At 72.8% G+C, this 11,634-nt stretch carries 8 protein-coding genes; 5 read left to right on the plus strand and 3 right to left on the minus strand.

The features are described from left to right. Positions 1 to 101: 101 nt before the first annotated feature. Complete coding sequence (zapE, locus tag G7Z13_RS27200; RefSeq protein ID WP_166002854.1) at positions 102 to 1,232, minus strand: cell division protein ZapE; 1,131 nt, start codon at positions 1,230 to 1,232, stop codon at positions 102 to 104. Positions 1,233 to 1,601: 369 nt separating this feature from the next. On the opposite strand from zapE, the gene G7Z13_RS27205 reads away from it, so the two are divergent. The 5 genes from G7Z13_RS27205 to G7Z13_RS27225 all read left to right on the plus strand — a co-directional run bounded on the left by G7Z13_RS27205 (position 1,602) and on the right by G7Z13_RS27225 (position 6,484). Next, positions 1,602 to 2,369 (plus strand): pyrimidine reductase family protein, encoded by a 768-nt coding sequence (locus G7Z13_RS27205; RefSeq protein WP_166002855.1) that lies wholly within the window; start codon positions 1,602 to 1,604, stop codon positions 2,367 to 2,369. A gap of 177 nt (positions 2,370 to 2,546) precedes the next feature. Next, positions 2,547 to 3,020, plus strand: coding sequence for an indole-3-glycerol phosphate synthase (locus G7Z13_RS27210; RefSeq protein WP_206313153.1), 474 nt, complete (start codon positions 2,547 to 2,549; stop codon positions 3,018 to 3,020). Between the two features lie 111 nt (positions 3,021 to 3,131). Next, positions 3,132 to 4,529, plus strand: a complete 1,398-nt coding sequence (gene murC / locus G7Z13_RS27215) for a UDP-N-acetylmuramate--L-alanine ligase (RefSeq protein ID WP_166002856.1) — start codon at positions 3,132 to 3,134, stop codon at positions 4,527 to 4,529. A 13-nt stretch (positions 4,530 to 4,542) separates the two neighbouring features. Beyond that, positions 4,543 to 4,950: a peptide-methionine (R)-S-oxide reductase MsrB gene (gene msrB, locus G7Z13_RS27220; protein WP_166002857.1), complete on the plus strand. Its 408-nt coding sequence runs from the start codon at positions 4,543 to 4,545 to the stop codon at positions 4,948 to 4,950. Positions 4,951 to 5,089: 139 nt separating this feature from the next. Then, positions 5,090 to 6,484 (plus strand): FAD-dependent monooxygenase, encoded by a 1,395-nt coding sequence (locus tag G7Z13_RS27225; RefSeq protein ID WP_166005339.1) that lies wholly within the window; start codon positions 5,090 to 5,092, stop codon positions 6,482 to 6,484. On the opposite strand, the gene G7Z13_RS34150 is transcribed toward G7Z13_RS27225, so the two are convergent. Beyond that, positions 6,471 to 10,478 (minus strand): cold shock domain-containing protein, encoded by a 4,008-nt coding sequence (locus G7Z13_RS34150; protein ID WP_277347417.1) that lies wholly within the window; start codon positions 10,476 to 10,478, stop codon positions 6,471 to 6,473. The genes G7Z13_RS27225 and G7Z13_RS34150 overlap by 14 nt on opposite strands. After that, on the minus strand, positions 10,475 to 11,575 hold the full coding sequence (locus tag G7Z13_RS27235; protein ID WP_166002858.1) for a MoxR family ATPase: 1,101 nt from the start codon (positions 11,573 to 11,575) through the stop codon (positions 10,475 to 10,477). Before G7Z13_RS27235 ends, G7Z13_RS34150 begins: the two co-directional genes overlap by 4 nt. Positions 11,576 to 11,634: the final 59 nt, after the last annotated feature.

Genomic DNA, 11,634 nt, shown 5'->3' on the forward strand with positions numbered 1-11,634 from the left:
GAGCGGGTTGGCTGACCGAAACCAGTTCTTGATCTTGGGCGGGGCTGTCCGGTAGTGGCCTGCGGGGCCACTCGGCGGGCGGCCCCGCCCCCTCCGTCCGGTCAGTCGTTGCCGGCGGCCGGTTCCACCAGTGGCTTGGCGTCGCGGGCGAGGGCGGTCAGGCGTGAGATCGCCCGGAAGTACTTCTTGCGGTAGCCGCCCTTCAGCATCTCCTCGCTGAACAGCCGGTCGAAGGGCAGCCCGGAGGCCAGAACCGGGACCTCGCGGTCGTAGAGCCGGTCCGCGAGGACGACGAGCCGCAGCGCGGTCGACTGGTCGGGGACCGGCCGCACACCGGTGAGGCACACCGCCCTGACCCCGTCCGTGAGGGCGCCGTAACGGCTCGGGTGGACGCGGGCCAGGTGCTCCAGCAGGTGCGGGAAGTCGTCGAGGGACGCGCCCTCGGTGGCGTACGCCGCCTTCGTCACCTGCTCGTCCGAGTACGGCGCCGGGGCCTCCGGCAGACCGCGGTGGCGGTAGTCCTCGCCGTCGATGCGCAGGGTGCGGAAGTGTGCGGACAGGCCCTGGATCTCGCGCAGGAAGTCGGCCGCCGCGAAGCGGCCCTCGCCGAGCTTGCCGGGCAGGGTGTTGGAGGTCGCGGCGAGCGCGACCCCGGCCTCGACCAGCTTGCCGAGCAGCGTCGACACCAGGACGGTGTCGCCCGGGTCGTCCAGCTCGAACTCGTCGATGCACAGCAGGCGGTGACCGGACAGGGTTTGCACGGTCTGCTGGAAGCCGAGGGCGCCGACCAGGTTGGTCAGCTCCACGAAGGTGCCGAAGGCCTTGTACTCGGGGGCGGCCGGGGTGGCGTGCCAGAGGGAGGCCAGCAGGTGGGTCTTGCCGACGCCGTAGCCGCCGTCGAGGTAGACCCCGCGCGGCCCGGCCGGGAGCTTCGGGGCCTTCGCCCTGCCGAAGCCGAACAGACCGCGCTTCAAAGTGCCCTTGCCGGAGGCGTGCGCGCCGCCCAGACCCGCCGCGAAGGACTCCAGGACGCGGACGGCCTCGGTCTGGCTGGGCTGGTTCGGGTCCGGGATGTACGTGCTGAAGCGGACCGAGTCGAACCGGGGCGGCGGGACCATCTCCGCGACGAGCCGCTCCGCGGGGACGTGAGGCTCGCGGGCGCACAGGGAGAGGGGGGTGGCCGCGTCGGTTATCGGGGGGCGGCGGTCGGCGGGAGCGGGGCTGGAGGACACGGTTACCCATGCTAGGGGGTCGGGGAGGGTGCCTGCTGGGGCTGGGGCTGGGGCAGGGCGGCTGGGGCAGGGCTGGGACCGGGCCAGGTTGCCGGGCGAGGGGACGGTAGCCGTCGTGGTGGCCGTACCGGCGCGGGACGGCGAGCGCCGTAGTGGCCGTACCCCTTGAGGACGGGCACCGCCATGGTGGCCGCACCCCTGGAGGGTGGGCACCGCCCTGGCGGCCGCACCCCCGCAGGACGGGCGCCGCCGTGGCGGCCGGCCGCTCCGGCCCGCGCCCCGCCCTCCGCTCCCCGTCACGCCATAACGCGCCGTCGTCCTCGGCCGCGAACACGTTCCGTATTGCTCTGGCGTGGAACACTGCTCCGCATGCGACGCCTGTTCCCTGTGGCCGCCGAGGCCGACGACCGTGAGTGGAGTCTCGCCGAGCTGGCGGAGGCCTATGCCTATCCCGAGCCGGGGCCGGGTGAGCCGGTGGCCTGGCTGCGCGCCAACATGGTGTCCACGCTGGACGGGGCCGCCCAGCACGAGGGGCGGTCCCAGCCGATCTCCAGCGCCACGGACATGCGGATCTTCGGCACCCTGCGGGCGCTGGCCGACGTGGTGGTGGTCGGCGCCGAAACGGTCCGCCAGGAGGGGTACCGGCCCGCGCGCTCGCGGGCGGAGTTCGCCGCCCTGCGGGAGGCGGCCGGGCAGGGGCCGGCCCCCGCCATCGCGGTGGTCTCCGCGAGCCTGAACCTGGACTTCTCGCTGCCGCTGTTCACCTCGCCGCTCGTGCCCACGCTGGTGCTGACCGGCGCGGCGGCGGCCCAGGAGCGGATCGCGGCCGCCGAGAAGGCCGGGGCCCGGGTGGTGATCGCCGGTGACGGGGTGGGCGTGGAGCCCGCGCGTCTCGTACGGGCGCTCACGGAGCGCGGGTACACCCGGCTGCTGACCGAGGGCGGCCCGAGGCTGCTCGGGCAGCTGATCGCGGCCGGGGTGCTCGACGAGCTGTGTCTGACGGTCTCGCCGACGCTCACCGCGGGCGACGCCCAGCGCATCGCCGGGGGTCCGGGCATGGCGGTCCCGCAGCGGTTCGGGCTGGTGTCGCTGCTGGAGGAGGACGGGTTCCTCTTCTCCCGTTACCGTCGGTCATGAGTTCCTATGGAATCGATCATTCCGTTTAAGTGGAATGGGTCGTTCCATCAGTGTCCGGTCGGCAGACCAGGACGCGCAGTACCCGTGCGATCACGGGGCAGAAGGGTTTCCGCAGGGCCTGGTCCGGCCCACGGAGGACAGAGGGCGCGAAAGCCCTCGAAGGAGAAGGGGCGCCTGGTGTTCACAAGCGTTTTGATGATCGAGAAGGCCCTGACGTCCGCCGACGTGGAGTTCGTCACCACCTTGCACGGCGACGAGCCGGTCCGCTTCCACGTGCTGCTGCAGCCGCGCGGCGAGCAGGCCGACCGTCTGCTGCGGGCCATCGACGACCTCGCCCTCGGCGCCGTCGAGGAGGCCGTGCGTGAAGGGGAGACGCCCGAGGGCGAGGAGGCCAGAAGCGCCGGGGAACAGGCGCTCGACGTATCGCTGAGAGCCCTGCGCGCGGCGGGCAGCACGGCCGACGGGCGGCTGATCGAGGACCACCCGCTGGACGCGCTGAAGTCCCTGGTCGCGGAGGTCGGGGCGGACGAGGTGATCGTCCTGACCGATCCCCACTACGTGGAGGAGTTCTTCCACCGCGACTGGGCGTCGCGGGCCCGGCACAAGGTCGGGGTGCCGGTGCTCAAACTGTTCTCCCACAGCAAGGCATAGGCTTGGGCGGCGCGCCCCCGGCCGACCGCGGCCGGGACGCGCCCACCGACGTACCGCCTGCCGAGACGCCGCCCAGCGTCCCGGCGTACCGCACCTGGGGAGAAGACACGCATGGCACCCGGCCTTCCTACCGCCATGGACCGACCGCACTTCATCGGCATCGGCGGCGCCGGAATGTCGGGCATCGCCAAGATCCTCGCGCAGCGCGGCGCCAAGGTCGCCGGCAGTGACGCCAAGGACTCGGCGACCGCCGAGGCGCTGCGCGCGCTGGGCGCCACCGTGCACATCGGGCACGCCGCCGAGCACCTCGCCGACGACGCGAGCTGCGTGGTCGTCTCCTCGGCGATCCGCGCCGACAACCCCGAGCTGGCCCGCGCCGCCGAGCTGGGCATCCCCGTCGTGCACCGCTCCGACGCCCTCGCCGCGCTGATGGACGGCCTGCGCCCGATCGCGGTCGCGGGCACCCACGGCAAGACGACCACGACGTCGATGCTCGCCGTCTCCCTGACCGCGCTGGGCCTGGACCCGTCGTACGCCATCGGCGGCGACCTGGACGCGCCCGGCTCCAACGCGCACCACGGCGACGGCGAGATCTTCGTCGCCGAGGCCGACGAGAGCGACCGCAGCTTCCACAAGTACGCCCCCGAGGTCGCCATCGTCCTCAACGTGGAGCTGGACCACCACGCCAACTACGCCTCGATGGACGAGATCCACGAGTCCTTCGAGACCTTCGCCGGCAAGATCGTCCCCGGCGGCACCCTGGTGATCTCCGCGGACCACGAGGGCGCGCGCGAGCTGACCCGCCGGCTGGGCGGCACGGTGAAGACGGTCACGTACGGCGAGTCGGCCGACGCCGACGTCCGGATCCTGTCCGTCGTCCCGCAGGGCCTCAGGAGCGAGGTCACCGTCGAGCTGGACGGCGCGCCGCTCACCTTCACGGTCTCCGTCCCCGGCCGCCACTACGCCCACAACGCGGTCGCCGCCCTCGCGGCGGGCGCGGCCCTGGGCGTCCCGGCGGCCGAGCTGGCGCCGGCGCTCGCCGCGTACACCGGCGTCAAGCGCCGCCTCCAGCTCAAGGGCGAGGCCGCCGGCGTGCAGGTGATCGACTCCTACGCCCACCACCCGACCGAGATGACCGCCGACCTGGAGGCGATGCGCGGGGCGGCCGGCGAGGCCCGCATCCTCGTCGTCTTCCAGCCGCACCTGTTCTCCCGCACCCAGGAGCTGGGCAAGGAGATGGGCGAGTCCCTGGCGCTCGCGGACGCGTCCGTGGTCCTCGACATCTACCCGGCCCGCGAGGACCCGATCCCCGGGGTCACCAGCGACCTGATCATCGACGCGGCCCGCGCGGCGGGCGCCGAGGTGACGGCCGTGCACGACAAGGCCGAGGTGCCGGACGTGATCGCGGGAATGGCCCGCCCCGGCGATCTCGTTCTCACCATGGGCGCGGGCGACGTCACCGACCTCGGCCCGCGCATCCTGGACCGTCTGTCGAGCCAGTCGAAGTAAGGGGCTGAAGCACATGCCGTACGACGTCGAGAAGCCGGACGAGCAGTGGCGCGCGGAGCTGTCCCCGGCCGAGTACGCGGTGCTGCGCCAGGCCGCGACCGAGCCCGCGTTCACCGGTGAGTACACCGACACCAAGACCAAGGGCGTCTACTCGTGCCGCGCCTGCGGCGCCGAGCTGTTCACCTCCGACACCAAGTTCGAGTCCCACTGCGGCTGGCCGTCCTTCTACGACCCCAAGGACACCGACGCCGTGGAGCTGGTGGAGGACCGCTCCCACGGCATGGTGCGCACCGAGGTGCGGTGCGCCCGCTGCGGCTCACACCTCGGGCACGTGTTCGAAGGTGAGGGGTATCCGACGCCGACGGACCAGCGGTACTGCATCAACTCGATCGCGCTGCGGCTCCACACCGACGAGGCGTGAGGGGACCCCGCCCGAACTGACCCGAAACGCCCTCGGCCCGCCGTGCGGACCGGAATACTGGTGACCTCTCACGACCAGGTGACCGGGGAGCGGATCGGTGAACTCTGCTGGAGACAAGGGCAGTCGGAGCGAGGACGGCATCCCGGCCGGGCGGCACGCGGTCGTCGTCGGGGGCAGTCTCGCGGGGCTGCTCGCGGCGCACGTGCTCGCCGGGCACGCGGACCGGGTGACGGTCGTCGAGCGCGACCGGTTCCCGGACGGGGCGCAGCCGCGGCCCGGGGTGGCGCAGGGCCGGCACCCGCATGTGCTGCTGGAGGGCGGACAGACGGCGCTGGAGTCGCTGCTGCCGGGCTTCCTCGCGGACCTGCGGGCGGCGGGCGCGCCGCGGGTGGGCATGCCGTCGGACCTGGTGCTCAGGCAGGACGAGCGCTGGTTCCGCCGGGTGCCCGCGACGACCCACATCTACACCGGCTCCCGCGCCCAGCTGGAGGAGCTGCTGCGACGGCGGGTGCTGGCCAACCCGGTGATCAGCGTGGTCGAGGGCACCGACGTCGTCGGACTGGCCGGTGACGCCTCGCGCGTGCGCGGCGTGCTGGTGCGGGACCGCTCCGGCGACGCCCGCGGCGAGCAGCGGACCCTCGACGCCGACCTGGTCGTCGACGCGTCCGGCAGCGGGACCAAGGCCCCGCAGTGGCTCACCGCGATCGGCGCCGAGGCCCCGCGCGAGGAGACCATCGACACCGGGCTCGCCTACGCCTCCCGCGTCTACCGCGGCAAGGACGGAGTCCTCGGCGGCGACACCGCCGGCTACTACGTCTACCCCAGCCCCGCCCAGGTCCACGGCGGCGGTGCGCTGCCGCTGGAGGACGGCACCCACCTGGTCATCGTCTCGGGCCTGCGCGGCGACGAACCGCCCACGGACGACGACGCGTTCGCGACGTACGCCAAGCGGCTGCCGCATCCGCTGCTGCACCGCTGGCTGGACGAGGCCGAGCCGCTCTCCCCGGCGTTCGGCTACCGGCGGACCGCCAACGTCCGCCGCCGCTACGACCTGCCCGGCCGCCGCCCCGCCGGGTTCCTCGCCACCGGCGACGCCCTGTGCACCTTCAACCCGATCTACGGGCAGGGCATGGCCGTCGCCGCGATGAGCGCGGTCGCCCTGCGCGACGCGCTCGCCGATCCCCGCCGCACTCCCACCACGCTGCGCGTCCAGCGGGCCGTCCTCGCGGCCTCCCGGCAGGCCTGGGACATCTCCGCCGGTGCCGACCGCAAGATGCCCGGCGCGCTCGGCACCGCGGTCGCCGCCCGGCCCGCGGACCGCGCCGCCGAGTGGTACCTGCGGCGCGTCCAAGAGCGCTACCCCAGCGACCCCGTCGTGGGCCGCGCCTTCCGCGCCGTACTGACCCTCTCCGCGCCCGTCACCGCCCTGTTCGCCCCACCGGTGGTCCGGGCGGTCCTCTTCCAAGCCCCCCAGCCGACACCGGCGGAGCCGCCCACGGTGCCGGAGGAGCCGGAGGCGATCACTCAGCCATGACGCGGACGTGCGCGGCCTGGAGTCCCTTCGGGCCGCGCACGAGCCGGACCCGGACGCGTTGACCCGCCTCCAGTTTCCGGAAGCCCGGCAGTTCGATCGCGCTGTAGTGCACGAAGACGTCCTCGCCGTCGTCCAGGGTGATGAAGCCGAAGCCCTTCGCGTCGTTGAACCACTTCACGACGCCTTCGTCATAGGGCCCGTAGGCGCGGTTTCGCAGGAGCAGCGCCGGGACGGACCCCCTGCCCCGCCGCTCCAGGAGCTGTACCTCCCCTGTGTCCCTTGCGCGTCCGCGGTCGATGAGCGCCTCGGTTACCGCGCGCAGCGTCAGGATTTCGGGACCGCCCTCGACACCGGCGGTGAGCACTCGGGCGAGATCCCCGGTGAAGGGAGCGAGGTGCCTCCCGGACTGCGGGCCCGCCAAGAGCGACCAGGACGCGCCATCGCGCGCCCGCGATGCGAACCATGACCTGAGGATGCCCATGTCACGGACGGGGCTGTCGAGGAGGAGCACCTTGTACCGGGCCGGGCTGTGCTGCAACACCGTCCCCAGAGCGTTGAGCGAAAGGCTGACCGGAGGGCGAGTGGAGCGGACCGTGTCGGAGAAGGTGAGGAAGACGTCGTTGTCTGCCTCCGTCACTACTGGACCGCAGTAGTGGAGAAGAAAGGTGTGTTCGGCTTGCTGGGCGACGCGGACGATCGTGTCGAGCGCCTCACGAGGGCTGGAGTTCGAGAGGACCGAGACGTTGCCGGCGTCCAGGTGGCCCTCCTCACGTCCTCGCCCCAGGGCCAGGGCGAGCGTGTACGTCAAGGCTTCGGCATCCGGCAGGTCCGCCGCAGCGAGGACGGCGCGTGAGCGGGCGGGGTCGAGAAGGGCGGGGACGGACCGGTCGGAGGCTCGCCCACCGGACGGCGAGGCGACAGGGATCCGCTCGGCGACGAGCCGGTTGTCCCGCTGGTTCAGCTTCACCACCACACCGATCAGCTGCCCCCGCAGACTGACGATCGCTGCCCCGACCAGGGGCCAGGGCGCGTCGAAGATCGGCTCCAGGAGGTAGCTCGTGCCATCGACGGCCGTGACCTGGCAGCTGAGCACGACCACCAGCCGATGCGAACCGTCTGCGTCGAGCCCGACGGCGAGGACTCGTTCCCCCAGGGGTGGTACCGCTGCGGGCACCACGCTCGGCAGCGACAGGCGCGCTGCCGTGGTCAGTGAGACCAGACCTGACGGCAGGTGCGAGACACGCCGCGCGGGCAAGTCGTCCGCCGGACCCCAGCTGCGGACCAGGACGAGTTCGTCAGTCCCCGGATACCCCAGATCGGGCGTCAGTACCTCCCCCTGCCCTGAGAGCAGGATCCCCGAGCCCTGTTCGACCGTTCCGCTCCGGACGTGCACCAGACGCTGCACGGCATCGGTGACGAGCCGCCAGATGGCGCTGGACGATTCCCGGGAGGTGTCAAGGAACGCGAAGGCGTGCTCGAGGAGCCCGGCCACCTCTTCCCTTCCCGAGTCCCGCGCGGTCCGGGCGAGCGTGGTCAGGGACTCACGGTCGGCGAAGCGGGCCAGCACCGGCCACAGTTCCTCGGGCGGGTCGACGTCCGTGCTCTCACGTCGGCCGGCCCAGTCCACCACGTCGGTGAGCCGGTACCGCTCCGGCGGGCCGGGTGACCGGCGCATGAGCGGTGGGTCCTGCGCAAGCGCATAGGCCAGTGCCTCCGCCATCGTGCCGGACGACCGGACGTCCGCATTGCCGTCCGGAACGTAGACACGGGTGGCGGCTTCGAGCAGCCGAAGTGGCATATCCCGGCTGAGGCCCAGTCGCCGCATGTCCATCGCCGCGCGGAGCATGCTCCTGGGGAACAGCGGTGCCTCTTCGACACGTCTCATCGCCGCCGCGGCCTCCTGGGCCACGGGCAGCTGCCGCACCACCTCGATGCGACCCATCAGGTACTGGAAGGACCGCGCTTCCTCTGATTCGTCGTGCAGGAGGGCGTTCATCTCGGCGACGGTCGTCTCGGCCAGGACGAGGACGGGGGTCCGCTCGGCGTTGTTCTCGATCAGACGGACCATCAGCTGACTGACGTGCTGGGGACGAGGACCGCGCGCGAGGACGAAGGAGCTGAGGTCGTGCAGTCGTACGACCGTACGTGGACGGATCCGGTCCACTCCCCGCACCAGCTCGTCCGCGTCCCACGGTGACCATCGGTTCCAGTCGTCAGGGAGCGTACGCAGGGCCCGCGCGACGGCCGTTGCCACGTCCGACCGGGAGTCGCCCACTATCAGCAGGATCGAGCTCAGCCCTTGTCGAGCGCGGCCAAGAGCCGCGCGCAGACGCTCGTCCCCCTCGCGCTCCACATAGTCGTCCACGGGCTCGACCTCCCCGGCCGAGCCGACCGCAGCCACCCCGTCCGCCCGCGCCGCGAAGGGTGATGCCCCCGGGACGAGCCCGCGGCCGCCCTGCGCGGACGTCCGCTGCGCCGCTCTGCGCCCCGCCGGGAAGTCGCCGCCACTTGCGGCGCCCCGCTCGGTGACGGCCGCGCCCATCGCACGCCGTACCAGCTCCTGGACGCTGGTGACGGTGTCGCGGCGCTGCCCGCCGAGCAGGGCCTCCCGAACACCGGGACGGAAGTCGAAGGGAATCCGGTCGGGGTCGGACGCGCACGCGCGGGCGTCCTGTTCCCACGGCTCGAAGAGGCCGCCCAGGGCGACCTCGGCCAGGTGACCGTGCTCCGACTCGGGCAGCATGATCTGCCGGACCAGGTTCATCACCGGGAGGTTCAGGGGGACGGCGGACAGGTGGCCCGCCAGTCTCTGGGCGAGCGGCGACGCGCCGGCCCGGAACCGTCGCAGGATCTCGGCGGTGTCGGCGGTGTCCTCGGTGTCGGCGGTGCGGTTGCCCGGGAGATGGGGGTCCGTACCGGGAGCCGGCTCGTGCGGGGCGCGCGGGATCGTCAGGCACGGCACCGTGGTCCACTGGCCATTGCCCGCCACCAGGTTCGCCAGGACGGTGACGGAAGCGGCGTCGGCCGCCACCACCGGGATCGCGATGCCGTCCGTCGAGGCACGCCGGCGTCGGCGGCCGCCGGTGGTGGGGCCGAGCTGCCACGACGTGTTGGGCGCGGCGGGTCCGACGGTGCGGACCGGAACGGGGCGGGGCATGACAGCGCCTCGGTCCCACAGCCGGCGCGGCAGGACGTTGAGCAGGGCCAGCGGGCCGTGACCGGACCACTGGCCCAGCATGTGCGCCATCCCCGGTGTGGCCCATCCGCCCGCCACGGTGTCGGTGACCACCAGGACCATACGGTGGCCCGACGGGTCGGACACCTCCTGGACGCTGCGGGGCGCGCCGTCGGGGGCGCGGGACACGCACAGGGATTCCGCCGCGCCCGAGTCCGTGCCGCGCAGGTACCAGGTGCGTACGTCGCGGAAGATGCCGGTCTGGACGAACGCCCGGCGCAGTCCACCGACCAGGTCGTGCCACAGCACCATCGAGTGGTGGGCGTCCACGACGAGCGCGAGCTCCAGCCAGCGGGCCTTGCGGGGGCGTAGCACCGGCATCGGGAAACGGTGTTCGACGGTGCGGCGGACGGTGAGTTCCTCGTCGAGTTCGCGTGCGTGGTCCCCGGGGTCGTCCGCGGTCCGTCCGGTGCGTCGGGCCAGGGGCCGCAGTGCCCGCATCACGGCCAGCGGGTCCCGCAGCGACGGGGCGCGGCGGATGCGGACGAGTTCGACACCATGGCGTGCAGGGCGGGGGGCGTCTTCCACGTCGGTGGCGCTGTAGAACTCCTCGTCCGGTGCGGGGGCCGCGTCGGGGGTCCCCGCAGCGGCCTCCGCGTCCGGCGGCCGCGCAGGTCCGTCGGCGGGGTCCGGCAGGCCGTCCGCGGGGTGGTCGTCGGTGGGGCCGATGCGCGCGGCCAGCCAGAGGACGTCCGCCAGCTCCTCGGGACCGGCTCCCGCGTCGGCGTCCCGAAGGGCGCGGAACAGGTCCTCGATCACGCCTGGGGACCTGTCAACCGCTGCAGCGCGGTGTCCAGGAACTTGGTCCGGTCCGCGGGGTCGGACCAGGCGCCGCTGAGCCGCAGCTGCACCGCGTTGAGCAGCTGGTCGGTCGCGAGGTCGCCCTCCGCCCGGCGCTCGATGAAGTTTCTGACGATGTCGCGGTAGCGGTCGTCGCCCGTCGTCTCGTCGAGCCTCAGCCGCTGCCGGACGATCTGCGTCAGCTTCTCCTCGCCGGGTGGTTCGACATGCAGCCGGATGCAGCGACGCAGGAACGGGGGCGGGAAGTCGCGTTCGCCGTTGCTGGTCAGTACGACGACGGGGAAGGCGCGGCACTGGACCCGTCCGCGCTCGATGGTGACCCGTACCTCGGGGTCGTCCTGTGTGCCGACGCTGAGCCGGGGCTGCCGGGCGGCGATCCGCGCCAGCTCGGGGATCTCGAACGAGCCCTCTTCGAAGACGGTGAGCAGATCGCCCGGGAGGTCGATGTCGCTCTTGTCGATCTCGTCGACGAGCAGCACTCGCGGGCGCTCCTGCGGCAGCAGCGCCGTACCGAGCGGCCCGAGCCGCAGATACGGAGCGATGGAGCCCTCATGTGTACCCGGCCTGCCCGGTGTCCGGCCGCCCGCTCCGGGGAAGCGCCCGCCTCCGCCCCGACGTGGCCGGCCCCGCTTCGCCTCCAGGTGCTGGAGGTTCGCGTCGTGCAACCTTCCGATCGCGTCGTACTGGTAGAGCCCGTCCCGCAGTGAACTCCGGCTCGTCACCGGCCAGTGCAGCACGGGCCCGAGCCCCAGGTCGGCGGCGATGCTGTGCGCCAGTGTCGACTTGCCCACCCCCGGCTTGCCGGTGACGAGCAGCGGGCGGCGGAGATAGAGGGCCGTGTTGACGGCGTTCACCTCGTCCTCGTCGGGCACGTAGCCGGACCCGCGCTCACGGGTATCGTCCCAGGCGGGGCCCGAGGTGGTGGGTGGGGCGTACCCCGGGTCGGGCTCACCCTGGAACACCCGCCAGGGCGGCCGGTGTTCGGCCAGCCTGGCCTGCTTCTGTTCCGGGGTGCCCGTGCCGCGGTAGATCCACCAGTCCTTGGTCGGGTTCATCCGGTTCTTCCTCGCAGACGACGGAACGGGCGGCTCGTGCCGCACACTGGGCGGAGCGT

The organism is Streptomyces sp. JB150 (genome assembly GCF_011193355.1).
GTDB lineage: Bacteria > Actinomycetota > Actinomycetes > Streptomycetales > Streptomycetaceae > Streptomyces.